At 69.9% G+C, this 23,515-nt stretch carries 31 protein-coding genes and 1 tRNA gene; 18 read left to right on the forward strand and 14 right to left on the reverse strand.

Annotated features, from left to right (window positions below; all coding sequences use genetic code 11):
• Nucleotides 1-28 precede the first annotated feature (28 nt).
• Nucleotides 29-460, forward strand: a complete 432-nt coding sequence (locus tag N1032_RS08635; RefSeq protein WP_259538622.1) for a MerR family transcriptional regulator — start codon at nucleotides 29-31, stop codon at nucleotides 458-460.
• Between the two features lie 72 nt (nucleotides 461-532).
• The gene (locus tag N1032_RS08640; RefSeq protein WP_259538623.1) at nucleotides 533-1,402 is read left to right on the forward strand and encodes a ketopantoate reductase family protein; all 870 of its coding nucleotides are present in this window, start codon (nucleotides 533-535) and stop codon (nucleotides 1,400-1,402) included.
• 62 nt (nucleotides 1,403-1,464) lie between these two features.
• On the opposite strand, the gene N1032_RS08645 is transcribed toward N1032_RS08640, so the two are convergent.
• Nucleotides 1,465-2,046 (reverse strand): TetR/AcrR family transcriptional regulator, encoded by a 582-nt coding sequence (locus tag N1032_RS08645; protein ID WP_259538625.1) that lies wholly within the window; start codon nucleotides 2,044-2,046, stop codon nucleotides 1,465-1,467.
• A gap of 83 nt (nucleotides 2,047-2,129) precedes the next feature.
• Here N1032_RS08645 and N1032_RS08650 point away from each other — a divergent pair, with 83 nt between their 5' ends.
• Nucleotides 2,130-3,011: an SDR family oxidoreductase gene (locus tag N1032_RS08650; RefSeq protein ID WP_259538626.1), complete on the forward strand. Its 882-nt coding sequence runs from the start codon at nucleotides 2,130-2,132 to the stop codon at nucleotides 3,009-3,011.
• Between the two features lie 48 nt (nucleotides 3,012-3,059).
• Here N1032_RS08650 and N1032_RS08655 read toward each other — a convergent pair whose 3' ends face one another.
• Together N1032_RS08655 and N1032_RS08660 are read right to left on the reverse strand one after the other, a co-directional pair.
• A complete protein-coding gene (locus tag N1032_RS08655; protein WP_259538627.1) occupies nucleotides 3,060-3,350 on the reverse strand; it encodes a hypothetical protein in 291 nt (96 codons plus the stop codon).
• Nucleotides 3,351-3,437: 87 nt separating this feature from the next.
• Nucleotides 3,438-4,277: a hypothetical protein gene (locus tag N1032_RS08660; protein ID WP_259538628.1), complete on the reverse strand. Its 840-nt coding sequence runs from the start codon at nucleotides 4,275-4,277 to the stop codon at nucleotides 3,438-3,440.
• Between the two features lie 118 nt (nucleotides 4,278-4,395).
• Here N1032_RS08660 and N1032_RS08665 point away from each other — a divergent pair, with 118 nt between their 5' ends.
• From N1032_RS08665 to N1032_RS08675, 3 genes are all read left to right on the forward strand, one after another.
• Entirely contained in the window at nucleotides 4,396-5,781 is a 1,386-nt protein-coding gene (locus N1032_RS08665; RefSeq protein WP_259538629.1) for an HNH endonuclease signature motif containing protein, read from the forward strand.
• Nucleotides 5,782-5,901: 120 nt separating this feature from the next.
• Nucleotides 5,902-6,318: a VOC family protein gene (locus N1032_RS08670; protein WP_259538630.1), complete on the forward strand. Its 417-nt coding sequence runs from the start codon at nucleotides 5,902-5,904 to the stop codon at nucleotides 6,316-6,318.
• 31 nt (nucleotides 6,319-6,349) lie between these two features.
• Nucleotides 6,350-7,207, forward strand: coding sequence for an alpha/beta fold hydrolase (locus N1032_RS08675; protein ID WP_259538631.1), 858 nt, complete (start codon nucleotides 6,350-6,352; stop codon nucleotides 7,205-7,207).
• Nucleotides 7,208-7,289: 82 nt separating this feature from the next.
• Here N1032_RS08675 and N1032_RS08680 read toward each other — a convergent pair whose 3' ends face one another.
• Nucleotides 7,290-7,520, reverse strand: a complete 231-nt coding sequence (locus tag N1032_RS08680) for a hypothetical protein (RefSeq protein ID WP_259538632.1) — start codon at nucleotides 7,518-7,520, stop codon at nucleotides 7,290-7,292.
• Nucleotides 7,521-7,657: 137 nt separating this feature from the next.
• Here N1032_RS08680 and N1032_RS08685 point away from each other — a divergent pair, with 137 nt between their 5' ends.
• A complete protein-coding gene (locus tag N1032_RS08685) occupies nucleotides 7,658-10,339 on the forward strand; it encodes an ATP-dependent Clp protease ATP-binding subunit (protein WP_259538633.1) in 2,682 nt (893 codons plus the stop codon).
• A gap of 115 nt (nucleotides 10,340-10,454) precedes the next feature.
• Here the strand turns inward: N1032_RS08685 and N1032_RS08690 are convergent, their stop codons facing one another.
• Nucleotides 10,455-11,828 carry an MFS transporter gene (locus tag N1032_RS08690; protein ID WP_259538634.1) on the reverse strand — a complete coding sequence of 458 codons (1,374 nt, stop codon included), beginning with the start codon at nucleotides 11,826-11,828 and terminating at the stop codon, nucleotides 10,455-10,457.
• A gap of 40 nt (nucleotides 11,829-11,868) precedes the next feature.
• On the opposite strand from N1032_RS08690, the gene N1032_RS08695 reads away from it, so the two are divergent.
• Both N1032_RS08695 and N1032_RS08700 read left to right on the forward strand, forming a co-directional pair.
• Nucleotides 11,869-12,348 carry a PNPOx family protein gene (locus N1032_RS08695; RefSeq protein WP_259538635.1) on the forward strand — a complete coding sequence of 160 codons (480 nt, stop codon included), beginning with the start codon at nucleotides 11,869-11,871 and terminating at the stop codon, nucleotides 12,346-12,348.
• A complete protein-coding gene (locus N1032_RS08700) occupies nucleotides 12,345-12,947 on the forward strand; it encodes a GNAT family N-acetyltransferase (RefSeq protein WP_259538636.1) in 603 nt (200 codons plus the stop codon). Before N1032_RS08695 ends, N1032_RS08700 begins: the two co-directional genes overlap by 4 nt.
• A gap of 26 nt (nucleotides 12,948-12,973) precedes the next feature.
• Here N1032_RS08700 and N1032_RS08705 read toward each other — a convergent pair whose 3' ends face one another.
• On the reverse strand, nucleotides 12,974-14,227 hold the full coding sequence (locus N1032_RS08705) for an FAD-dependent oxidoreductase (RefSeq protein ID WP_259538637.1): 1,254 nt from the start codon (nucleotides 14,225-14,227) through the stop codon (nucleotides 12,974-12,976).
• Nucleotides 14,228-14,326: 99 nt separating this feature from the next.
• Here N1032_RS08705 and N1032_RS08710 point away from each other — a divergent pair, with 99 nt between their 5' ends.
• Nucleotides 14,327-14,980 carry a PadR family transcriptional regulator gene (locus N1032_RS08710; RefSeq protein ID WP_259538638.1) on the forward strand — a complete coding sequence of 218 codons (654 nt, stop codon included), beginning with the start codon at nucleotides 14,327-14,329 and terminating at the stop codon, nucleotides 14,978-14,980.
• An 8-nt stretch (nucleotides 14,981-14,988) separates the two neighbouring features.
• Here N1032_RS08710 and N1032_RS08715 read toward each other — a convergent pair whose 3' ends face one another.
• Entirely contained in the window at nucleotides 14,989-15,885 is an 897-nt protein-coding gene (locus tag N1032_RS08715) for an SDR family oxidoreductase (protein WP_259538639.1), read from the reverse strand.
• Nucleotides 15,886-15,989: 104 nt separating this feature from the next.
• Between N1032_RS08715 and N1032_RS08720 the strand changes: the two genes are divergently transcribed.
• Nucleotides 15,990-16,634: a TetR/AcrR family transcriptional regulator gene (locus tag N1032_RS08720; RefSeq protein ID WP_259538640.1), complete on the forward strand. Its 645-nt coding sequence runs from the start codon at nucleotides 15,990-15,992 to the stop codon at nucleotides 16,632-16,634.
• A 126-nt stretch (nucleotides 16,635-16,760) separates the two neighbouring features.
• The gene (locus tag N1032_RS08725; protein WP_259538642.1) at nucleotides 16,761-16,988 is read left to right on the forward strand and encodes a hypothetical protein; all 228 of its coding nucleotides are present in this window, start codon (nucleotides 16,761-16,763) and stop codon (nucleotides 16,986-16,988) included.
• Nucleotides 16,989-17,075: 87 nt separating this feature from the next.
• Here N1032_RS08725 and N1032_RS08730 read toward each other — a convergent pair whose 3' ends face one another.
• Nucleotides 17,076-17,771, reverse strand: a complete 696-nt coding sequence (locus tag N1032_RS08730) for a hypothetical protein (protein WP_259538643.1) — start codon at nucleotides 17,769-17,771, stop codon at nucleotides 17,076-17,078.
• 151 nt (nucleotides 17,772-17,922) lie between these two features.
• Between N1032_RS08730 and N1032_RS08735 the strand changes: the two genes are divergently transcribed.
• Together N1032_RS08735 and N1032_RS08740 are read left to right on the forward strand one after the other, a co-directional pair.
• The gene (locus tag N1032_RS08735) at nucleotides 17,923-18,270 is read left to right on the forward strand and encodes an ArsR/SmtB family transcription factor (protein ID WP_259538644.1); all 348 of its coding nucleotides are present in this window, start codon (nucleotides 17,923-17,925) and stop codon (nucleotides 18,268-18,270) included.
• Nucleotides 18,271-18,272: 2 nt separating this feature from the next.
• A complete protein-coding gene (locus tag N1032_RS08740; protein ID WP_259538645.1) occupies nucleotides 18,273-18,659 on the forward strand; it encodes a VOC family protein in 387 nt (128 codons plus the stop codon).
• Between the two features lie 23 nt (nucleotides 18,660-18,682).
• Here the strand turns inward: N1032_RS08740 and N1032_RS08745 are convergent, their stop codons facing one another.
• Complete coding sequence (locus tag N1032_RS08745) at nucleotides 18,683-18,964, reverse strand: hypothetical protein (RefSeq protein ID WP_259538646.1); 282 nt, start codon at nucleotides 18,962-18,964, stop codon at nucleotides 18,683-18,685.
• 83 nt (nucleotides 18,965-19,047) lie between these two features.
• Here N1032_RS08745 and N1032_RS08750 point away from each other — a divergent pair.
• Together N1032_RS08750 and N1032_RS08755 are read left to right on the forward strand one after the other, a co-directional pair.
• Nucleotides 19,048-19,118 (forward strand) — tRNA-Cys (locus tag N1032_RS08750).
• Nucleotides 19,119-19,239: 121 nt separating this feature from the next.
• A complete protein-coding gene (locus tag N1032_RS08755) occupies nucleotides 19,240-19,614 on the forward strand; it encodes an iron chaperone (protein WP_259538647.1) in 375 nt (124 codons plus the stop codon).
• 34 nt (nucleotides 19,615-19,648) lie between these two features.
• On the opposite strand, the gene N1032_RS08760 is transcribed toward N1032_RS08755, so the two are convergent.
• Both N1032_RS08760 and N1032_RS08765 read right to left on the reverse strand, forming a co-directional pair.
• Nucleotides 19,649-20,188 (reverse strand): CDP-alcohol phosphatidyltransferase family protein, encoded by a 540-nt coding sequence (locus N1032_RS08760; RefSeq protein WP_259538648.1) that lies wholly within the window; start codon nucleotides 20,186-20,188, stop codon nucleotides 19,649-19,651.
• Entirely contained in the window at nucleotides 20,185-20,400 is a 216-nt protein-coding gene (locus tag N1032_RS08765) for a hypothetical protein (RefSeq protein WP_259538649.1), read from the reverse strand. Before N1032_RS08765 ends, N1032_RS08760 begins: the two co-directional genes overlap by 4 nt.
• Before the next feature lie 53 nt (nucleotides 20,401-20,453).
• On the opposite strand from N1032_RS08765, the gene N1032_RS08770 reads away from it, so the two are divergent.
• Both N1032_RS08770 and N1032_RS08775 read left to right on the forward strand, forming a co-directional pair.
• Nucleotides 20,454-20,792 (forward strand): STAS domain-containing protein, encoded by a 339-nt coding sequence (locus tag N1032_RS08770; protein ID WP_259538650.1) that lies wholly within the window; start codon nucleotides 20,454-20,456, stop codon nucleotides 20,790-20,792.
• Nucleotides 20,789-21,211 carry an ATP-binding protein gene (locus N1032_RS08775; protein WP_259538651.1) on the forward strand — a complete coding sequence of 141 codons (423 nt, stop codon included), beginning with the start codon at nucleotides 20,789-20,791 and terminating at the stop codon, nucleotides 21,209-21,211. The genes N1032_RS08770 and N1032_RS08775 overlap by 4 nt, the downstream gene beginning before the upstream one ends.
• A 68-nt stretch (nucleotides 21,212-21,279) precedes the next feature.
• Here the strand turns inward: N1032_RS08775 and N1032_RS08780 are convergent, their stop codons facing one another.
• From N1032_RS08780 to N1032_RS08790, 3 genes are all read right to left on the reverse strand, one after another.
• On the reverse strand, nucleotides 21,280-22,473 hold the full coding sequence (locus tag N1032_RS08780; protein WP_259538652.1) for a PP2C family protein-serine/threonine phosphatase: 1,194 nt from the start codon (nucleotides 22,471-22,473) through the stop codon (nucleotides 21,280-21,282).
• Nucleotides 22,474-22,571: 98 nt separating this feature from the next.
• A complete protein-coding gene (locus N1032_RS08785; RefSeq protein ID WP_259538653.1) occupies nucleotides 22,572-23,057 on the reverse strand; it encodes a nitroreductase family deazaflavin-dependent oxidoreductase in 486 nt (161 codons plus the stop codon).
• Nucleotides 23,058-23,125: 68 nt separating this feature from the next.
• On the reverse strand, nucleotides 23,126-23,515 hold a 390-nt coding region (locus tag N1032_RS08790; RefSeq protein ID WP_456319117.1), incomplete at its 5' end, for an aggregation-promoting factor C-terminal-like domain-containing protein.

Genomic DNA, 23,515 nt, shown 5'->3' on the forward strand with positions numbered 1-23,515 from the left:
ACCGTCCGCCCGCCCGGAAGGATGCACCATGCAACTCATGGAGACCGAGATGCGGATCGGCGAGCTCGCGGCCCGCGCCCGGGTCAGCACGCGCGCGCTGCGCTACTACGAGGAGCAGGGCATCTTGCACTCCGAGCGCACGCCGAGCGGGCAGCGCGTCTACGGGTCATCGGCGGTCGAGCGGGTGCGGCTCATCCAGCACCTGTTCTCGGCCGGGCTCGCGAGCCGCACGATCGCGCTCATCCTGCCGTGCGTCGACACCGGGCATGCTCCACCTGAGATGCTCAGCAGCCTGCACGCCGAGCGCGACCGAATCACGACCGTCATCGCCGACCTCGAGCAGGCCCGGCGGCGGCTCGAGCAGGTGATCGAGCTGACCGAGCACCCGACGGTGGAGCAGTGCGAGATCGCGACGGATGCGACCAGCCGCACGAGCGTGATCGTGGGGGCGTCGGCGTAGGGTCGGGGTGGCTGAGGAGGGCGGTAAGGTCGACGTGGAATGCCGCATTCCGATGAGCGATCGGGAGCTGTTGTGAAGATACTCGTCTACGGCGCCGGCGTTCTCGGGAGCATTCACGCGGCGGCACTGCATCAGGTCGGCCACGAGGTGTCGCTGCTCGCTCGCGGCGAGCGGCTCGAGGAGTTGCGCTCGAAGGGCGTGCTGCTGGCGTCGGGCGAGAGTGCCGACATCCGGTCGGTGCCGGTGCCGGTGGTCGAGATGGCGACCGGTCCGTATGAGCTCATCGTCGTGCTGGTGCGCACGCATCAGGTCGAAGCCGCGCTCGAGGCGATCGCCGACGTGACGGGCAATGTGCTGCTGCTCGCGAACTGGGCCGGGGGCGTCGAGCCGCTCGTCGCCGCAGTCGGTGATCGCGATCGCCTGCTGCTCGGCTACCCGACGGTGGCGGGCACGATGGATGGCGGGGTGATCCGCTATCGCCCACCGTCGCTGCTCACCCGCTTCGTCTCGATGCCGGTCAGCGAGCTCGACGGGGTGGTCACGCCGCGACTTGTCGAGGTCATGCACGCGTTCCGCACCGCCGGCATCAACAGCCGGGACCAGCCGCGAATGGATGCCTGGCTCAAGACCCACGCAGCATTCGAAGTGCCACTCGCGCGGGCGGTGCGCGCGGCGGGCGGTCCGAGGGTCTTGGCCGACGATGCCGATGGGGTGGAGGAGATGATCCGGGATGTGCGGCTGAGCCTCGCGGCCCTGCCGATGCGGCCCGTGCCGCGGGGCTTCAACGCGCTGCAGATCGCGCCGGCGGGGGTGCTCATGAGCCTGTTCACGCGGTTCTTGCGCAGTTCGGCGGCCACACCGCTCGGCATCGACACACCCGCGGCGATGGCCGAGGTGGACCGGCTGGCCGAGCAACTGGCGGCGCTGGGGTGGGCCGAGTGAGCGGCATCCGGGGGGCGGCGTTGGTGGCAGCAGTCGCGCGGGTGGGTTTGGGGGCGGCGTTATTACCGCAGCTCGGCCGCCGCGGCGCGGAGTTCGGCGAAGGCCGTGCGGGTGTGCGTGATCAGCTCGCCCGGGGCGTCGTCGCGCGCCGGGTCTGACCAACGGCGGTAGCCCACACCGAACGCGAGCACACCGAGCTCTGCAGCCACCTGCGCTGCGGGCTCGGAGACGCCACGGGCCTGCAACGCATCGGCCATCGCCGCCGCCAAGCCGATCGTCTTCATCGCGTTGCGGGTGCGCAACTCCTCGTTGGCCTCGATCGCGGCGTGCAGGCGCGGGCCGAGCCCGCGGTTGAACTCGGTCATCGCTCCGGACGCGCGGTCGAGACCGGCGGCGACCGCCTCGAGCGGAGTGGCGGCATCCGGAGCCGACGCGATGCCCTCGGCCAGCAGACCGCTCAGCATCTGCTGCCCCGCCGAGAGCAGCTCGCGCTTGTCGCTGAAGTGGCGGAAGAAGGTGCTGCGGGTCAACCCGGCGCGCTCGGCGATCTGCGCGACCGTCGTCTCGTCGTAACCCTGCTCGGTGAAGAGGTCGAGGGCTGCTTCGACGAGGCGCTCGCGCGCATCCGGTTTCCATCTCGGCATGGTCTCAGTCTACTGATGCGACACATGTCTCATGACGGTGTTAGGGTGATGGGACATCAGTCGCATCACCGTGGAGGTCTCTCTTGCGCGTCTTCATCACCGGAGCCACCGGGCTCATCGGCTCAGCCGTCGTCGCCGAACTGCTCGGGGCCGGGCACTCCGTGACCGCCCTCGTGCGCTCCGACGACTCTGCGGCGAAGGCCATCGCAGCCGGCGCCGACACCGTTCGCGGCAGTCTGGTCGATCTCGACGTGCTGCGCGCCGAGGCGGAACGGGCCGATGGCGTCATCCATCTCGCTTTCGGCAACGACTTCAGTTCGGCCGAGGCTCTCGGGCGGAACATCGCCGAGGAGTCCGCCGCCCTCGCGACCCTCGGCGACACCCTCGTCGGCTCCGGCAAACCCCTCGTGACCGTGTCAGGCACGCCTCAGGCGGCCGGACGCCCGTCGACCGAAGACGACCCACTCCCCACCGACGGACCGGTCGGCGGCCGCAGCATCTCGGTGAACCGCACGCTCGAACTCGCCTCGCGCGGCGTGCGCACGGCGGCCATCCGACTCCCCCGCACCGTGCACAACGAGGGCGACGGCGGATTCGCCGGGTTGCTCACACTGATCGCCCGCCAGACCGGCATCGCCGGCTACCCGGGCGACGGCACCCAGCGCTGGCCGGCCGTGCACGCGCTCGACGCCGCGGTGCTCTTCCGCCTGGCGCTCGAGACGTCACCTGCCGGCCGCGCCTGGCACGCGGTGGCCGACGAGGGCGACCAGGTTCGCGACATCGTCGCGGTGATCGCCCGCCGGCTGGGTCTGCCGGCGGAGTCGCTGCCGGTGGAGAACTTCGGTCCGATCGGTCCGGTGTTCGCGGCCGACCAGCCGGCGTCGAGTGCGCGCACGCGCGCCGAGCTCGGATGGGAGCCGACGCACCCGAGCCTGCTGGAGGATCTGGAGAAGGTTCAGCCCTGAGGGGTTGGGCTTGGCGGGGCGCGGGCCGGTGAGGCGGGGGCGGGCCGGCTAGGTCGTGATGAAGAAGAACATCATGATGAACGGAACCGCGGATGCCGCGATCGCGATGGTGCTCACCCAGCGCGCGGTCGACGGGCGCGAGCGCAGCACCGAGACCATGCCGAGGAACAGGCCGATCACGGCGAACCAGAGCGGGATCCACGTGGGAATGCCGACGGCCAGCACCACGATCGCCGCGACGCCGGCGATGAGCGACACGACCGCGATCGGGTCGACGCCGCCCTGTGGGCGCTGGAGGGTCTGCGGGCGTTGCGTCGGGTCGTCGAGTTCGCTGCTCATGGGTGGGGTCCGTTTCGTCGGGTGCCGGGGATCATGACCCTACGTCGGATGGCGCGGGGCGGCATCCGTTGGGCGGGCATGACGGGGTCAGTCGCCGATGATGCGGATCGGGTCGGCGAGGTTTTGGCGTTGTAGCTCGTCGGTCAGCTCGGTCAGTGCGGCGGGGGCGGTGGCTCGCGCTTCAACCATCACGAGATTGTTGGTCGGTGCCGTGTAGACGGTGACGAGGGTCTCGGCGCGGCGGCCGAGCCAGGTGTTCGGGGTGGTTGAGACGCACGGGTCGTAGCCGAGGTTCGCGATCGCGTGCACCAGTTCGGCTTGGCGGATGCGGGTCGCCGAGCGGTGCGGTGAGGGCGCGCAGAAGGAGACCAGGCGGCCTTTCAGCGGTTTGTCGCGGATGGCGGCGTCCCAGGCGAGGTTGCGGATGAGGCGGTCGGCGAGGCTGGGGGCGAGGAGGTCGGGGAGGGGGTTGGGGTCGTCGTCGTCGTCGGGGGCTTCGTCGTTCTCGTCGTGGGCGGGTGGTAGGCCGACCAGTGGTGCGTCGATCGAGCGCGCGTTCGAGTCATCCGAGGGGTCGGGGGTATCCGCGAGGTCGAGCAACAGGTCGAAGGGCGCCTCGGAGTTGGTGTCTTTCATGAGGCCGATGAGCAGGTAGTGAGCCGGATCCCATCGCGGGGGCGGCGCACCGAGGAGGTCGCGCGCCAGGTAGCGGTGCGCGGGGAACACCGGGTAGCCGCCGTCGTGAGCGCCGAAATGGCGTAGGAACTCGACGTAGTTCACCGGAAGCGGCTTCGGGCTGCGTGTGTCCAGTGCCCGGAGGTCGGCAGGCGCGGCTCCACGCAGCGTGGCTCGCCAGCCGGGGCGATGCTCTTCGACGAACGACAGGAGCTGCGGCCAGTCGATCCGGGCGTGCTCGTGCCTGGTCACATCATCGACCTCCTTTCATACGTGGGATCAGATACTCGCCGGCGCAATCGTCGCATAGAGTGCACCGGATCGGTGGGAATAACGAGCATTCTTCACCTGGATTTGGTAGAATTTCACTATGCACCCTTCCCCGCTCCTGACTGAGATCGCCGCCGATCTCAGGGGTGTGGTGGGGGTTGATCTCGCGGGTCTCAGCGACTCGGAATTGCTCGAAGGGCAGGCGGCTCTCGAAGCCGTCAAGCGGGTGATCGATGCGGCCGCGGTGCGCTTCGCCGGCGAGGTGGGCGCTCGCTCGCGCAGCGAGTTGGGCGACGAGGGGCTCAGCCGGTCACAGAACTTCACGCACCCGGCCAAGCTCGTGTCGGCGGTGGCAGGAGTGTCGGCCCGCGAGGCACGTAACCGACTAGAACTCGGCGCACGCCTCCGCGGAGCGGTGCAGCTCGGCGGTGGGGTCGGGCCCGAACCGTTTCCCGTGGTGTCGGCTGCACTCGAGAACGGTGTTCTCGCCGTCGAGGCGGCGGCCATCATCGTTCGTCATTGCGCGGTCCTCGCTGAACGAGGGCTCCCGGCCGACACTGTGGGCGGTGCGGAGCAGACACTCGTCGACGAGAGCGTGCAACGGGGCCTGACGCCTGACCAGACGTCGAAGCTCGCGATCCATCTGCGTGAGCTTCTCGATCCGGATGGCGCCGAACCCCGCGACGAGTTGCATCAGCAACAGCGGTCGCTCACGTTCTTCACGTCAGCCGACGGAATGGTGCGCGGCCGGTTCGCGCTCACTCCGGAGCAGGGTGGGCTCTGGCTCAGCAGCATCGAAGCGATGCAGAGCCCTCGCATCGCCGGCCCCAGGTTCGTCAGCGAAGACGAATTCGTCGCCGGCACGGTCGCGGCCGATCCTCGCACGACGCCGCAGAACAACGTCGACACCATCACCGAACTCATCGCCCGAGCGGCCGGTGCGCCCGACATGCCGCGCCTCGGAGGCTCGACCACGACCGTCAACGTGCACGTGGCCCTGAGCGACCTCGAGGCCGGCCGCGGCGTCGGCTGGATCGACGGGCTCGACGAACCGGTGCCCGCCTCCACCATCGCTCAGCTGCGTTGCCACTCCCCCTTCGTCACGACGCTCTTCGGTGACAGAGGTGAGGTGCTCCACCACGGCAAGAAGCAGCGCCTGTTCAGCGCCGCCCAGAACCGTGCGCTCGCCGCCCGCGACGGCGGCTGCGTCTGGCCCGAGTGCGAACGACCACCCTCGTGGTGCGAAACCCACCACGCCGACGAGTGGGTCTCCGACGATCATCCGCCGGGGCGTACCGACATCGACAACGGGGTTCTGCTCTGTCACTTCCATCACAGTCACCTGCACAAGTCGGCGTGGAAGCTGATCATGCGAGGTGGGGTTCCTCACGTGGTTCCGCCGGCGTGGATCGATGTCGAGCAGACACCGATCCCGACCACCCGCCGCAGAACCGACCTGGGTGCGAGGCACCGGTCTGCCGCGTGAAGCGCCGCGCCTGGCCTCGGGCGGCGATGGGGGCTACAGTCCACGCAAGACGATCCACGCAAGACCGACCCACGCAAGACCGATCAACGCCTGCCGAACCGACGCGAGCGGAGTGCCCCGATGGCCTTCACCGAAGTGATTCCCTACCTCTATTACGCCGACGCGGATGCCGCACTCGACTGGCTCGAGCGCGTGCTCGGGTTCGGTCCCTCGACCCGATGGCGCCTGGGCGGCCCCAGCACACGGGAGGCCGACATCCGGGTGGGTGATGCGCGGGTGTCGATCTCGGGGCGAGCGCCCGCAGGGGCCGGTGGCGAGGGTGCAGTCGGCGAGGGTGCCGGTGCACTGATCATCGTGCATGTCGACGATGTGCAGGCCTTCTACGAACGGGTGCGGAGTGTCGAACCTGGCGCCGCACCCGATGCTCCGGTGACCCAGCCGTATGGGCCGACGATGTTCACGGTGGTGGATCCGTGGGGCTACCGCTGGAACTTCTGGCAGGGCGAGGCCGACCCACCACAGCCGAACGCCTCGTGACACAGCGTGAGCCCGGTGGCAGGATCGTGACATGAGCGGACGACTGCTCGCCGTGAACGACATCGACCTCTGGGTCGAGGAGTTCGGGCGCGCCGACGACCCGGGGCTCGTGCTGGTGCCCGGCGGTGCCTCTGCTTCCGACTGGTGGGACGACGAGTTCTGCGAAGCCCTCGCCGACGGCGGCTACCGGGTCGTGCGCTTCGACCTGCGCGACACCGGCCAGTCGACCACACGGCCACTCGGCGAGGCCGGCTACACGGGTGACGACCTTGTCGACGACCTCGCCGCACTGATCGTCGAGCTGAAGCTCGCGCCCGCCCACGTGGTGGGGTTGTCGCTCGGTGGCGCGCTCACCCAGCGGCTCGCGGTCGCGCGGCCCGAGCTGGTGGCATCCGTGACGCTGATGTCGACGAGTCCGGGCGGGGCCGATGCGCCGGATGGGGATGACGGGCCGGATGGCGATGACGGGCCGGAGCTGGCGGAGTCCACCGCACAACCCGACCTCTCCGACCGGGAAGCCGTCTTCCGCTCGATGCTCGCCGAGGAGCGACTCTTCGCCGGCACCTTCCCGGTCGACGAAAACCGCATCCGGCGCATCAGCAACCGCATCTTCGATCGGGCGATCGACCTCGCCGCCGGCGCGAATCAGTGGGGTGTGCCCCCGGCGAGCGGCACCCGTGCACAGCTGGCCGACATCACGGCGCCGACGCTCGTGGTGCACGGCACCGCCGATCCGCTGTTCCCGATCGAGCACGGCGAAGCGCTCGCGCGTGAGATTCCGGATGCGCGGCTGCTGCGGGTGCCGGGCCTCGGCCACCAGTTCCCACCGCCCGAGACCTGGGAGCTGATCGTCCCCGCCATCCTCGAGCACGCTGACCGGGCACGCTGACCGGGCACGCTGAGCCGAACGTCCTGAGCCGCTGAACCTGCCGGTGGCAGACCTGCCCGTGGACGACCTCGCCGGTACGCGTTCAGCCCAGCGGGTCACGCCTCGTGCTGATGAGCGACACCAGGCCATACCCGAAGACGGCGCCGCCGACCCAGGTGAACGCGTGCAGCCAGGATGGGCCGCCGTTGAGGTCCCAGACGAGACCCCCGACGCCGAACACGACGCCGACGATCATGAACGTGACGGCGATGCTCCGTGCTGCGCTCCGCGGTGTGGCACCCAACGGTGTGGGCTGATTCGTCTGGTTGCTCACGGTCATCTCCCCCTGATGTCGGCACCCGAGCCGGGCACGCGAGACATTAAACACCAATCGGGAGATACGGGAATAAGACGGCCCCTGCGGCGTTGAACTTGAGCGTAAGGCACTCAAGTTTCAAACCAGGAGGTTTCGTGCCCGAGAACTTCAACCCCACCGAGGGATCCAACGATGCCGGCAGCAACTCGTTCGACGAGTTCCTCGCCCGCTACCTCGAGGGCGAACAGCGTGCGGCGCGAGCCGGCCGCTCCATCGACCTCAGCAAACTGATCAGCCGCCGCACCCAGGAGCTCCTCGCTCAGGCCGGCAGCTTCGCCGTCGAGCACGGTCACTCCGAGCTCGACGCACTCCACATCCTGCGCACCATCGCGCCCGTCGCGCCGGCTTCCGACGCGATCCGCGGTGTCGGCGCCGACCCCCGCGCCATCGCGGAGGCCGCCGAACTGCGCCTCCCCCAGGCGTCGACCGACCGCGTCGTCGCGCCCGCGCTGACCCAGTCGGCCCAGCGCGCGCTCATGCACGCCTACCAGGTGGCCCGCGCATCCGGATCGACCTACATCGACCCCGAGCACCTCTTCTTCGCGCTCGTGATCAACCAGGACAGCCCCGCCGGTCAGGTGCTCGCTCAGGCGGGCGTCACCCCCGAGGCTCTGCAGGAAGGCATGCGCCAGAACGTGAACACCGGCTCCAACGGAGCGGCGACCGCCGACGACCCGACCCTCCAGGGCCAGGGCCAGGACGACGAGTCCGACACCCCCACGCTCGACAAGTTCGGCACCGACCTGACCGCGCTCGCCCGCGACGGCAAGCTCGACCCGGTGATCGGCCGTCTCGACGAGATCGAGCAGACCATCGAGATCCTCTCCCGCCGCACCAAGAACAACCCCGTTCTGGTCGGTGAGGCCGGCGTCGGCAAGACCGCGATCGTCGACGGCATCGCCCAGGCGATCGTCGACGGCGGCGTGCCCGAGCAGCTGCGCGAGAAGCGCATCATCTCGCTCGACCTGCCTGCCATGCTCGCCGGAACCCGCTACCGCGGCGACTTCGAAGAGCGCCTGACGAACGTGATGGACGAGATCTCGGCCCACAAGGACGAGGTGATCGTCTTCATCGACGAGATCCACACCGTGGTCGGCGCCGGAGGCTCCGGCGAGGGCGGCATGGATGCCGGAAACATCCTGAAGCCCCGCCTGGCTCGCGGCGACCTGCACCTCGTGGGCGCCACGACGCTCAAGGAATACCGCGGCATCGAGAAGGACCCGGCGCTCGAGCGTCGCTTCTCGCCCGTGACCGTCGGCGAGCCGTCGAACTCCGACTCCGTGCTCATCCTGCAGGGCCTCCGCCCCGCCTACGAAGAGCACCACGGCGTGACCTACACCGACGAGGCCCTCTCGGCCGCCGTCGAGCTGTCGGCCCGTTACGTGAGCGACCGGTTCCTGCCCGACAAGGCGATCGACCTGATCGACCAGGCGGGTGCGCGACTGCGCCTCTCGCTCGGCAAGAAGGTCGAAGCCGTCGACACGGCCGCCCTCGTCGCCGACCTGGCCTCGCTCGAAGCCTCGAAGAACGCTGCGGTCTCGGCCGAGCACTACGAAGAGGCGTCGCGCATCCGCGACGAGATCGAAGACATCCAGCACCAGCTGGCTGAGGCGACATCCGCCTCTCGCCGCGCTGCGGCCGGCGCTGCCGGTTCAGGTGCGGATGCCGCGACCGTGGTCGATGAGAAAGAGATCGCCGCCGTCATCTCGCGTGCCACCGGCATCCCGGCCGGTCGCCTCGGCGACGTCGACCGTTCCCGCCTGGCGGTGCTCGAGCAAGAACTGCACGATCGCGTGATCGGGCAGGACGACGCCGTGACGGTGGTCGCCCAGGCCGTGCGCCGCAACCGCACCGGAATGGGTGACGGCAACCGGCCGATCGGCTCGTTCCTCTTCCTCGGCCCGACCGGTGTCGGCAAGACCGAGCTCGCCAAGACCCTGGCGTCGTCGCTCTTCGGCGACGAGAAGGCCATGCTGCGCTTCGACATGTCGGAGTTCGGCGAGCGCCACACGGTGTCGCGGCTGGTCGGTGCCCCTCCCGGATACGTCGGTTACGACGAGGCCGGCCAGCTGACCGAGCGCGTGCGCCGCAACCCCTACTCGGTGGTGCTGTTCGACGAGATCGAGAAGGCTCACCCCGACGTGTTCAACCTGCTTCTGCAGGTGCTCGACGACGGGCGGCTGACCGACGGTCAGGGTCGCACGGTCGACTTCCGCAACACGGTGGTCATCATGACCTCCAACATCGGATCGGAGTTCCTGGCCTCGCGGTCGGGCGCCCTCGGATTCGTGGCGGCGTCGACCGACGGCTCCTCGAACGGCTTCGGTTCGGAGAAGGCTCTGCGCGACCGCGTGATGGGCAAGCTCCGTGAGGCCATGCGGCCCGAGTTCCTCAACCGCATCGACGAGATCGTGCTGTTCCGCAAGCTCGAGAAGGCGCAGCTGCGCCAGATCGTGTCGCTGATGCTCGGCTCCACCCGGGCGCGGCTGGCTCTGCGCGACATCGCCGTGACGGTGACGGATGCCGCCACCGACTGGATCGCCGACAACGGCTACGAGCCCGAATACGGTGCTCGCCCGCTGCGCCGCGTGATCCAGCGCAACGTCGACGACAAGGTCGCCGACCTGCTGGTGTCGGGAGCGCTCGCCGACGGCGGATCGGTCACGATCGACAGCCGCGACGGGCAGTTGACGGTGAGCGCCGACGGCGGTGCTGCTGGTGCTGCTGAAGCCGACGCCGACGCACAAGCTGACGACTACTTCGCCCAGGCGGCGTAGTCGGTCGAAGGATCACCCCTCCTGGTGAACCCGAGGGGGTCGGGCACATGATGTGCTCGGCCCCCTTTTCTTGTGCCTGGTTCACCGGGGTGCACCGGTGTTCGCCGGAGCACCGTCAGCGAGCGGTGAGGGCCCGTCCGGCATCCGGCGACAAGCGGATGGCGGCCACCAGAGGCACGAGCGTCAGCACGGCCACGAACGCGAACGCCACCTGGTAGGGCACGAGACCGCTCCCCACCGCGAAGCCGACCGCGAGCGCCATGCCCCCGACCGCCACGCCGAATCCGGCCGCCAACTGCTGCAGCGTCGAGTTGAGCGCTGTGGCGTCGGTCATCGACGACGGCCCGATGTCGGCATAGGCGATGGTGGCGTAGACCGTGAACCCGGTCGAGCGCGCCGCGCCGCTCAGCACGAGCAGCGGGATGAGCACGGCCAGCGAGACGTCGGCGGTGAGGAACGCCATGGCGATCATGCACGCCATTCCCACCACGTTCGCCGTGACGAGCACGCGCCGGAACCCGAACCGCCGCAGCAGCCCGGTGGTGGCCGGCTTGATCGCGAGATTGCCCACGAAGAGCCAGAGCAGCACGGCGCCGGCATCCACCGCCGTCCAGCCGAACGCGTTCTGAAAGAGCAGGGGCAGCAGGAACGGGATGGCACTGACCGCCGCCCGGTAGACCGCTCCGCTCGAGCCCGCGATGCGGAACGACTCGTAGCGGAACGCCCGCAGCTGCACGAGCGGATGACTCACCCGCAGCAGGTGCCGCACCGCCACCGCGAGCACCGCAAGCCCGATCGCGGTCGCGACCGCGAAGCCGAGCACCTGGATGCCCGATTCGCTCACGAGCGTCGAGCCGTAGACGAGCGAGCCGAGGGCGATCACCACGAGCACGAGGCCGGTGACGTCGAGCTTGGGCACCGGCATCCGGTCGGTCGACGGCACGATGCGCAGGGCGACCACGAAGGCCAGGATGCCGAGGGGCACGTTGATGAGGAAGATCCAGTGCCACGAGGCGTAGGTGGTGAGCAGGCCCCCGACGAACGGGGCGATGATCGGGGCGACGAGACCGGGCCAGGCGAGGATGGCGATGGTGCGGATGAGGTCGTTCTTGGGCGTCATGCGCAGCACTGCCGCGTGCCCGACCGGCACCATCAGGGCGGCGCCGATGCCCTGTAGCGCGCGGGCGGCGACGAGCACCGGCAGGGTCGGGCTGAGGGCGCAGAGCAGCGAGGCGACGGTGAAGATCGCGATCGCGAGCGCGAAGATGCGGCGCATGCCGAAGCGCTGGCTGAGCCATCCGGAGGCCGGGATGAACACCGCGACCGTGAGCAGGAACGCGGTGACGGCCACCCCCACCGAGGCCGCGTCGACCCCGAGGTCGGCGCCGATGGCCGGGGCGGCGGTGACGACGATGGTGCCGTCGAGGTTCTCCATGAAGAAGCAGCCCGCGACGAGGAACGCGAGGGCGCGCTGTCGTCGAGGGTCCACGTCGCGAGCCTAGGGCCTGCGGCTCGCGCCGGGCGAACGCATGGCGAGGTACGCGCCGTCGGGCACGCCGTCGGGCACGCCGTTTTGCCTGGCGGCGGCGCGGGCGCAGACTGGTGGCATGGTCGGGCGAGTGCGACGCGGGTTCTTCTGGGTGCTGAAGAACACCCTGAACCGCGGGGCGTTGCGACTGGCTCGTCGCGGTGTCGGGCCGTTCTATCTGCTGCGGCACACCGGCCGCAGATCAGGGCGGGAGTTCGAGGTGCCGCTCATTCTCGCGCCGGTCGCCGACGGCCTGGTAGCCGAGCTGACCTATGGCGAGAACGTGAACTGGTATCGCAACGTGGTGGCGTCGGGGTCGGGCACCGTGCTGCGCGGGCGGCGCAAGTGGCGGGTAGTGGCGGTGGAGCCGATGAGCGCGGAGGCGGGCCTCGCGGCGTTCGGCGGTGCCCCTGCGGTGGTGCTGCGGTTGTTGGGCAAGCGGGAGTTCCGGTTGCTGCGCACGGCGAGCGACGGCGCATGAGGCGGGAGGATGTTGCGCCGGTCACGGCGGGGGCGCATGCGCCGGTGACGGTGCCGGTCACACTACCTCTGCCGCTGCCGGGCGGCGCGGTGCTGCGGCTCGCGGCGGCCGACGACGTGCAGCGGCTCGTCGATGCCTATCGCCGCAACCGCAAGCATCTCGCGCCGTGGGAGCCGGCGCGCTCCGAGTCGTTCTTCACGAACGACGACCAGGCCCGCCTGCTCGACGACCTGCTGGCGCGGCACGCTCTGGGCGAGGCGGTGCCGCTCGTGGTCGTGCACGACGACGAGATCGTCGGCCGATTCACCGTGAGCGGCATCGTGCGGGGTCCTTTTCTGAACGGCCAGCTCGGCTACTGGATCGCCCACGACCACACCGGTCAGGGTCTCGCGACGACCGCGGTCGACCGCATCAGCGAGCTCTGCGGCCCCCGCGGACTGGGGCTGCACCGGCTGCAGGCGGCCACCCTGCTGCACAATGCCGCCTCACAGACCGTGCTGCGCCGCGCGGGCTTCGAGCAGATCGGAATGGCGCCGCGCTACCTGAACATCGCGGGTGTCTGGCAGGATCACCTGCTCTTCCAGCGCATCCTGGAGTGAGGGCCACCTCGTCAGCGGGCAGCCGGTCAGCGGGGCACCGAGCCGAGGCCCGATTGCCAGTCGATCCGGTAGTCGAAGAGCCACGCGGGGGTCTGCGACGAACGGGCGCTGCCTGGTCGCGGCGGGGTGGAGCCCTCCTCCCGCAGTGCTCGGCGCGAACGGGCGAACATCGTGCGCAGAAAGGCGTCACGCACCACGCGACCGACCGGGCCTGGGGCCTTGCCGCTGCCGGCACGCTTGCCGCGCGCCACCACGCGGGCGACCCGGCGCCGACGCAGCGACTCATAGGCGTCGAAGGCCTGCTCGATCGTCGCCGAGTCGCGCAGGGCGAGCGCCAGCACGACCGCGTCCTCGAGCGCCATCGACGCTCCCTGTCCCGACGACGGGGACGCCGCGTGGGCCGCATCGCCGATGATGATCATGCCGGCCCGGTGCCAGACCGGCACCGACGGGAAGTCATGGGTGGCCCACGGCGCGAACAGCTCGGGCGAGGCCTGGATGATCGCTGCGGCCGGGGTGTCGTCGGCGGCGACCAGGTCGAGCAGCGTCGTGCGCCACGCCTCACCGTCGATCGCGGCGAGTGAGCCGCGCGCGGGCTCGTCGCGCATCGGCGGGTTCGCGAACCACCAGATCGTGCCGTCGGGAGCGGGCAGGTAGGAGAAGAAGGTCGAGCGGCCGAAGATCATCTGCATCGTGCCCGGCTCCGCATCGACCGCCACTCCCGTGGCGTAGCCACCCGCGTTGAGCACGCCCAGATAGCGGGCCTTCGGGGCGCCGGCGTCGATGAGCGACCGCACGCGGGAGTGCAGCCCGTCGGCGCCGATGAGCAGGTCGCCCGTCGCCGTGTCGCCGCCGGCGAAGTGGGCCGTGACGGGCCCCGCCTGCCCGGCCTGGTCGACCCTCTCCAACCGGTGCCCGTACTGGATCGGGATGCCCCGCTGCTCGACCGCCCGGCGGAGCGCCGCGTAGAGCTCCGAGCGGGTGATCGTGCGGGTCACCGTGCCGTCGTCGAGCACCGGCCCGAGCGGAAAGCGGGTCAGCGGCTCGCCGTCGCCGAGCGCGAGCTGCATGAACGGCGTGTCGACGCCGGGCAGCGAACGGATGTCGACACCGAGCAGGTCGAGCATGCTCACGCCGTTGACCGCGACCGTGATGAACGCTCCAACGCCGTCGGAATGACTCTCGCGCGCCTCGTGCACCTCGCAGTCGATGCCGGCCTGATGCAGAGCCAGCGCGGTCGCGGTGCCGGCGATGCCGCCGCCGATGATGAGTGCCTTCACAGTGCGTCCTCTCGAGTCGATAGTCGATCGTCATCCGGATAGTTATATTATGACTATTCATACCCGGTCGCCAACTGGAAAGCAATCTATGATCGAACCATGCCTGCCGCAGCGGCCCGACGGTCCCCCCTCGCCCTCGTGGTGCTGACGCTGCTGGCCGAGCGCCCGATGCACCCCTACGGCATGCTGCAGACGATGAAGCAGCGTCAGAAGACGTCGATCGTCAACATCAACCAGCGCAACAGCCTCTACCAGGTCATCGACCGTCTCGTGCGCGACGGCCTGGCCGCGGTCGACACCACCGAGCGCGCCGAGAACCGCCCGGAACGCACGCTCTACCGCATCACCGACGAGGGTCGCGCAGCAGCGGAGCAGTGGGTGGAGCAGCTGCTCGCCTCGGCGAAACCCGAGTACCCGTCGTTCCCGGTGGCGCTCTCGCTCGCCATGATCGTCTCGCCCTCGCGCGTGGTCGAGGCGCTCAAGGCGCGCCTGACCGCCCTCGCCGACCAGCGCGCCGAGACCCGGGCATCACTGGCCGACGCCGACGCGATGACACTCCCCCGCCTGTTCGTGCTCGACGACGAATACCGCGACGCGATGCTCGACGCCGAGATGGCGTGGATGTCGGCTCTCGTCACCCGCCTGCAGAGCGGCGAGCTGACCTGGTCGGAGGAGTGGATCGCCGGCGTGGCCGCCCGATTCGCGCAGCCGGAGGCCCCGGAGACAGCCACGCCGCCGCATCAGCCCCGTTAGTAGCCCGGTCAGTATCCCCGGTAGTAGCCCGCGTCGATGTCGGCGAGCAGACCCTGGTGAGTCGGGGTCCAGCCGAGGAGCTCTTGCGTCAGAGCACTCGAGGCCGGCATGTCGAGGGCGAAGAACGCGCCGATCCAGCCGAAGTGCCCCGCGGCGTCATCCGGAGCGACCGAGACCGCCGGCACCCCGATCGCCCGGCCCAGCGCCTCGGCGATGTGCCGGGCCGGAATGCCCTCCTCGCCCACGCCGTGCACGACGGAGCCCGCCGGAGCCTTCTCGAGGGCCAGGCGCACCAGGGTCGCGACATCCTGAACATGAACAGCCGGCCAGCGATTCGAGCCGTCGCCGACATAGCCCGACTCGCCCGTGGTGCGCGCGACACCCGCCAGAGTCGAGACGAAGCCGTGATCACCCTCGCCGTGCACCGTGGGCGAGAACCGCAGGCTGACCGAGCGCACGCCGCGGTCGGCGAACGAGAGCGCGAGGTGCTCAGCGCCGCCGCGCATCGCCTCGGGGCCCACCATCGGGGTGGCGTCGCGCTCGGTCACCACGCGCCCGGGAGCGAGCCCGGCCACGCCCGCCGCGAACAGCAGCGCGCGGTCGGTGCCGGCCAGCACGTCGCCGAAGGTCTCGATGACGGCGCGCTCGGTGCGGCCGGCTCCCGCCATGTCGGAGAAGTCGTGCTTGAAACCGAGGTGCACGACCGCGTCAGCGCCCTCGGCGCCGGCGCGCAGCACGTCGAGATCGTCGAGACCGCCGCGCAGAACGTCGACTCCGGATGCCGCCACTGCGGCCGCAGCCCCGTCGGAGCGGGCGAGCCCGACGACCTGGTGGCCGGCGGCGATGAGTTCGGGAACGACGGCCGAGCCGATCCAGCCGGATGCTCCGGTGACGAATACGCGCATGAGTGCGCCTCCTTCGGGTCCGGCGTGTCCGCCGGGCATTGATGTCAGTTTCTGTCATCAGGCTAGCACGCCATGTCAGGTTCTGTCATCACTAGACTGGTCGCATGATGACACGCTGGCTTCCGGATGCGCGTGGTCGCCTGACCGTCGCCGCGATCGCCCTCTACGGCGAGCGGGGCTTCGAGCAGACGACGGTGGCCGAGATCGCCGAGCGCGCGGGGGTGACGGAGCGCACCTTCTATCGGCACTTCTCCGACAAGCGCGAGGTGCTGTTCGGGGGTTCGGGCGACCTGCAGGCGACCGTGATCGGAGCCATCGAGGCGGCCCCGCCGGGCCGCGCGCCGATCGACGTGATGGGCGACGCGATGGCGAGCGCGGCCGCGCTGATGCAGCCGGGCCGCGACCACTCGCGCGGGCGGGCGGCGGTGATCGAGGCGAATCCGAGCCTGCAGGAGCGAGAGCTGCTGAAGCTCGCGACGCTGAGTGCGGCCAGTGCCGAGGCGCTGCGCCGACGAGGGGTGCCGACGCTGGCGGCGGCCGTCGCCGCCGAGGCGGGGGTGACGGTGTTCAAGCTCGGCTTCGAGCGGTGGATCGCCGACAGCGCTGCAGGCACTGCGGGCGATGCTGCGGGCGACACCCTGGGCGACACTGCGGGTGCTGCGCCCGAGAGTGGCGATGCGCCCGACTTCGCCCGGTGCATCCGCGAGGCCCTCGACGAGTTGAAGGCGCTGACGAACCCGTCGCGCTGACCGACCCAGCCCCGGATCGACCCAGCCCCTGATCATCCCGGGGCCTGCGCTCACCGGGTGCGCGGGCGTACCCTCGAACCGAGGGAGCCGCACACCCGTGCCGGCACCACCGAGGAGGCTTTTTCGATGAATGCCGCTTTCACCGATGCGACGCCGCCCGAACCGCTCGACGACGAGGTCGACGTGCCGCCGGACGCCGTGAAGGTCACCGACTACGAACCCGACGACCCCGATCGCGAGGCGATCATCGACGAGCTTCCGGTGACGACCGTCACGACCGACCGCGGCGACCTGCTCGAGGCTCGCGACGACGACCGCGCGCTCGACGACTTCGACGACCCCGACGCGCCCTGAGGTCGGCGACCGGCCAATGCGGTCTGCGTCGATCAGAGGCCGGTCAGAAACCGGTGCCAATCCGGTCCGAAGGCGGTTTGAAACCGGTCAGAACTCGTCGGCGTGCTGCTCGCGGCGCGGGGTGCGATCGGCCTCGTCGCGCCACACGCAGCGGGCGGCGACGTAGCCGCCCACGACCGCGGCGATGAGCGTGATGCTCGTCGAGAGCAGCCACGCCTGCCATGACCCGAGCAGACCGCTCGCCGCGATGCCGAAGACGAAGGTGCCGATGGTCACCCGCAGCATGACGGCGTAACCCCGGCCCCGAGCGGTGAAGCGCCGCGACTCGACCTCGACCCAGGCCAGCAGCCCGAAACCGGTCACGAGCACCGCTTCGAGAAGCGCGATGACGAGCCCCGCGGCGATCGCCGACCCGATCGGCGAGGTGCCGATCGGTGCGTTCGCGCTTGGCGAGGTGCCACTCGACGACACGAGGATGAACGCCTGCGACGCGAAGAACGCGGCCACCCCCGCCGCCGCTCCCGATTCGATGGCGAACCAGCGGCGACCACGTCTCGCTGGTGCGGCGGCATCCGTCGGCGCCGGGATGTCGGCGGACGACTGCACGCCTGTCGTGCCCTCGGAAGCACCTGTCCGCAAGGAGACATCCGAATCGGTCAGCCGCACGGAGAACGCGTCAGCACCGGTGGGCGAGATGGCGGGCACGAGGCCGCTCTCCGCTCCGAGGGGCACAGCGGCGTTCGATCCGCGCGGTTTCGATGTCGCGGCATCATCTGCACGCATCGTTCACCTCCATGAAGGCTCCGACCCCACGCTGGGCCGGCCCGCAGTTGTCAACACTAGCCCCGTCGTTGCACGCCCGGCGCACCCCGCGCCCGTGTCTGCGGGGATGCGGTCTTGACATGCAAGCGAGAGCTTGCCTATTGTTTCGGGCATGGGCGACGTGTTCAAGGCGCTGGCCGATGAGACGCGGCGCATCATCCTCGACGAGCTGGTCGAGCGTGACGAGCAGACACTGTTCGAGATCTGCACGAGGCTCATCTCGAAACACGGTCTCACCTCGTCGCGCCAAGCCGTGTCGCAGCACCTCGACATCCTCGAAGACGCGGGGCTCGTTCGGGTGCAGCGGCGCGGGCGCTACAAGCTGCACTTCGTCGACACCGCGCCGCTCGCACAGATCGCGAGGCGGTGGCCGGCCCCGGCTCCCCCGTCGCCCACACCTCCGCCCGCCCTGCCCATACCAGCCCTGCCACCGCCAGCCCTGCCACCGAAGGAGAAATAACGATGAAGATCCAGCTCACGAGCGTTCTGGTCGACGACCAGGCCAAGGCGCTCGAGTTCTACACCGCCGCGCTCGGGTTCACGCTGCAACAGGATGTTCCGCTCGGCGAGCACCGCTGGCTGACCGTCTCGGGTGACAGCGGGGAGTTTCCGCAGATCGTGCTCGAGCCCGACGAGCATCCGGCCGCGAAGGCGTTCAAGGCGGCGCTCGTGGCCGACGGCATCCCCTACACCGTGTTCGCCGTCGACGACGTGGCCGCCGAGTTCGAGCGGCTCTCGAACCTCGGCGTGGTGTTCACGCAGCCGCCCGTGCCGATGGGCCCGGTGATCACCGCCGTCTTCGACGACACGTGCGGCAACCTGATCCAGATCGCCCAGATGGTCGACTGATCCGGCAGCCGGGTCGTCGTTTCTCAGTCGACGTCGAGGCGGATGCGCCCGCCCGAGATGCCCTTGTCGCCGTCGGGAGAAGGCGCCGGAGCGACCAGTCGCTGCTCGGCGTCGAGGGTGTCGCGAGCGAGGGCGGCGTGCGGGTTGAACACCTCGTCATAGGCCGCGGTCATGAGCCCGGCGCCCGGTGCGCTCGCACCACGCAGTTCCGGATGCCGTCGCACGTGCGCCCCGAGCGCGAAGAGCACCACGACCACACCGAGAAGTGCCGCGACCACCGCCGCGGCCATCAGCATGCCGCCCATGCCCTCGATGCTACCCGCGCCTCGGGCGTAACATTCGGCACCGGCCCGCCGCGATCGCGTAACGTCGACCGGGCAACCCACCGGGCGCCTTGGCGGAGTGGTTACGCAGCGGTCTGCAAAACCGTTTACACGGGTTCGAGTCCCGTAGGTGCCTCGACAGTCGTCCGACCCACTCGACCGACCCGCTTCACCTCTCACCCCCTTCCGACACAGGGCGCTTCCGCGGCACAGCCCGCTTCGCTACCCTGGAGGGGCAGTCGATCGAGGAGGACGACATGCCGCGAGGTTTCGCAGCCGACACGGTGGAGGACTACCTCCGCGCCGTGCCCGACGACCAGCGCGAGGCGCTGACCGAGGTACGGGCCGCCCTGCTCGCTGCCATCCCCGACGCCCGCGAGGTGATCTCCTACCAGATCCCCGTGTTTCAATACGGAAAACGCGGTTTGGTCGGGCTTTCCGCCGCGCAGACCCACTGCAGCCTGCACCTGATGAGCCCGCCGCTCGCGAAGGCGTTCGCGGCATCCGGAGAGCTGACCGAGGGAACGCTCTCGGGCGCGACCCTGCAGTTCCCGAACGATGCGCCCCTCAGCGAGGAGACGGTGCGCCTCGTGGTCGAGCGGCGCATCGCCGAGGTCGACGCGCGGCGCTAGCCGAGAAGCCCCGCGCTAGCCGGGAAGCCCCGCGCTAGCTGACGAGGCTCGGCTTTCGCAGCAGCGCGTAGGTGTACTGCAGGTTGGCGACGGCGTGCAGCACGACGCCGGCCCCCACCACCACGAGGGCGATCATCGAGGCCACCGGATGCCCCGGCCAGAACGATTCCACGAGCAGCAGCAGCGGGAACCCCACCATGAGCAGAACGGTGCGGAACCGCCCGAGCCAGCGCACCTTCACGATGCCGGGCTTGCGCACCAGGATGGTGATGCCGAGGAGCAGGTCGCTGAGCAGCAGCACGAGGGCCATCCACAGTGGCACCAGGCCCGCCACCACGAGGGTGGCGCACACCACGAACTGGCTCACCCGGTCGGCGATGGGGTCGAGCTTCTTGCCGAGATCGGTCTGCTGATCGAACCGGCGGGCGATGAAGCCGTCGGCCCAGTCGGTGATGCCGAGCACGATCAGGGTGATCAACGCCAGCAGCGGACTCCGGGCGACCAGCAGCACGACCACGAACAGCGGGGTCAGGATGAGGAGTCGCCCGAACGAGATGGCGTTGGGCACGTTCACGCGTCGGGCAGGGCCTCGGTGGTGATGATCTGGCCCGTCCAGCCCTCTTGGGCGGCGATCACTTCGGTGAGTTCGGCGTTGATGTAGAGGGTGCCGCCGTCGGGCCCGGCGGAGTGGAAGTAGGAGTCGTTGAAAACCGAGTCGCTCAACACCACCTTCACGTTCGGATACGTCTGCACGATGCGTGCGATGGCGCGTTCGGGGTCGGACACGTCTCCTCCTTTCGATAGCCTGTGACTAGCTTACTTCCAGGGGGTATTCATCTATGGAGTTCACGACCGAGCCCGTCGGCGACGACACCGTGATCGTGCGGGGTGATGGCCGGCTGAACATGGTGTCGGGCCCGGTGCTGCGCGAGACGGTCACGAAGTGCATCGCCACCGGCCGGCCGCGGGTGGTGGTCGACATGAGCCGCATCCAGTTCATGGACTCGTCAGGGCTCGGCGCGCTGATCAGCTGCCTGAAGTCGGCCCGCGAGGCGTCGGGCGAGCTGCGCATCGTCGCTCCGTCGAGCCAGGTGAGCATGGTGCTGAAGCTGTCGAAGGTCGACTCGATCCTCGCGCCCTACGACACGGTCGAGGCGGCATCCGGAGCCGAGCAGTGACCGAGGAGCGCAAGAGCCTGGTCTTCAGTTCACCGCCCGACGACGTCGACGCGGTGCACGAATTCCTCGAGACCGTGTGGGCGCAGAACCCCGGGGTGAGCGAGTTCGAGCGCATGGCGTTCGAGACGGCGTTGATCGAGTTGGCGTCGAACGTGATCCAGCACGCGGCCGGGGTCACCGGCGTGACCTGCGTGCTCTCGGTGACCGCCGATGAGAACGGTCTGGCCGCCACCCTGGCCGACACGGCAGACGAGGGCGGCATCGTGCTGCTCGACCGCGAGATGCCCGACGAGCTCTCGGAATCGGGGCGGGGCATCGCGCTGATTCAGGCACTGGTCGACGAGCTCAACTACGAGCGGGTCGACGAGCGCAACGTGTGGACGATCACGCGCGCTCGCGAGGAGCCCGGCGAGGGCTGACGCGGGCGAGCGTCATGCGGGCCGGATGCGGAGCATCCGTGCCGGTCTAGCGGCCTGCGGTCGGACGGTCAGGCGGACAGTGACCGGCGCTCCACGACCACGAAGGTGATGTCGTCGGCGGCCCGGGTCGCGCCGGCGATCTCGACGACCCTCGCCACGGCGTCGACGGGCGCCGGGGCCTCGCGCACGATGGCGGCGATGAGTCCGAGCGACTCGAGCGTGCCGTCGAAGAGGTCGAGCAGTCCGTCGGTGAAGGTGGCGAGACGATCGCCCGGCTCGAGCACCACCGAGCCGCGCGACCAGCGGCCGTCGGCGACGATGCCGATGGGCAGGCCTGTGGCCTCGAGGCGCAGCACCGTGCCGTCACGGCGCACCACGACAGTGAGGCCGTGGCCGGCATCCGCGTAGTCCACCCGCCCCGAGGCGGTGTCGACCGCGGCATGGAAGAGGGTGGCGAAGCTGCCGAGGCCGCCGAGGTCGAGGGCCAGCTGCGCGTTGACCTCGTCGATGGCTTCGGCGACGTCGTCTCCGGCGCGCGACTGGAACGCGGTGCGCACCGCCGCTGCGATGATGGCGCCGGCCGCACCCTTGCCCATCACGTCGGCAAGGGTGAGCACGATGGTCGAATCGGTGCCGTGCCAGTCGTAGAAGTCGCCGCCGACGGTCTTGGCGGGCAGATTGACCCCCACCACGTCGTAGTCGGGGTAGCTCGGCTGGTTGCGCGGCAGCAGGCCCTGCTGCACCTCGGCGGCGCGGTCGAGGTCGGCGGTGTCCTGCAGTTCGCGTTCGACCCACAGGCCCATCTCGTCGAGCAGTTGCAACTGCTCGGCGCCGAACGCGCGCGGAGTCGTGTCGACGAGGCACAGGGTGCCCACCCGCAGGTCGTCGCCGAGGCTCAAGGGTCGGCCGGCGTAGAACCGCACGTGCCGCTCCCCCGTGACCGTGACGCGCGAGGCGAAACGGTCGTCTTGCGTGGCATCCGGAACCACGAGCATCTCGGGGCGCTGGATCGTGACGTCGCAGAACGAGTCGGTGCGCAGCGTGTTCTGCACCACGCCGCCCGGCTGGGGCGACTTCGTGAACTGGCGCTCGTCGTCGATGAGGTTGATCTCGGCGACCGGAACGTCGAAGAGCTCACGCGCGATGCGGGTGATGCGGTCGAACCGCTCCTCGGCGGGGGTGTCGAGCAGATCGAGTCGCTCGACCGCGGCCACACGGAGTCGTTCGAAGCGGTCGTCGGCCGTGCCGTTCGTGTGCCCCATGGCTCCAGCGTAACCGGTGGGGCTCGCGGCTCACACGGTGCGGCTCGCCTCGGGCTGTGCGGCTCGCGGCTCACGCGGTGCGGCTCACACGGTGCGGCTCACCCGGTGGGCACGAGACGGAAGATGCGCAGGGTGCGACCGGATGCCCGCTCGTAGCCCCGGTAGCCCGGCCATTGCTTCTCGATGAAGGCCCACACCGCCTCCCGCTCGTCGTCGCCGATCAGCGTCGCCCGCACCGGGATGCGCTTGCCGTGCAGCGAGACCCACGCGTCGGGGTGTGCGAGCAGGTTCGCGCTCCACGCGGGGTGCTGGGCGCCCGCGAAGTTGCTGCCCGTCACGAGCATGCGCCCGCCAGGCTCGGGGCAGTACATCAGGGCGGTCTCACGTTCGAGGCCCGACTTCGCGCCGCGAGTGTGCAGCACGAGGGAGGGCACGAGCAGTCCGCTCAGCTGCACCCGGCCGCGGGTGAGCCACGCCATGCCCCGCTCGAGCGGAGGCATGATCGTGGGCCCGACCCGGCGGAAGAACCGTGAGCGCGAGAAGCGCGCGACGACCGACCGAACCCCTCGCACGATCGATGCCATGACTCCATCATGCTCGAGACGACCCGATGCGGTGCACAGGCCGACGCGACGAGCCGGAGCTCAGGGCATCAGTACCAGTTGACCGACTGCGAGTGCGACCAGGCCGAGCACGGGGTGCCGTAGGCGCGCGCGATGTAGTCGAGGCCCCAGGTGATCTGCGTGCCGGGGTTGGTGGCCCAGTCGTCGGCGATCGACGACATCTTGCTGCCGGGAAGCGACTGCGGGATGCCGAAGGCGCCGCTCGAGGCGTTCTCGGCCTGGTAGTTCCAGCCCGATTCCTTGGTCCAGAGCGAGTCGAGGCACTGGAACTGGTCGTCGCCCCAGCCGTACTGCGAGGCTGCGAGCTGGGCGCCGAGGCTTCGGGCGCCGTCGGGCGTGCTCGCGGCGGCGAGGGCGTCGGCCGCGGCCTGAGCCGCAGCGGCGGCGGCGGCGGCATCGGCGGCGGCCTGCGCGGCGGC

The sequence above is a fragment of the Herbiconiux daphne genome (assembly GCF_024979295.1).
GTDB classification, from domain to species: domain Bacteria; phylum Actinomycetota; class Actinomycetes; order Actinomycetales; family Microbacteriaceae; genus Herbiconiux; species Herbiconiux daphnes.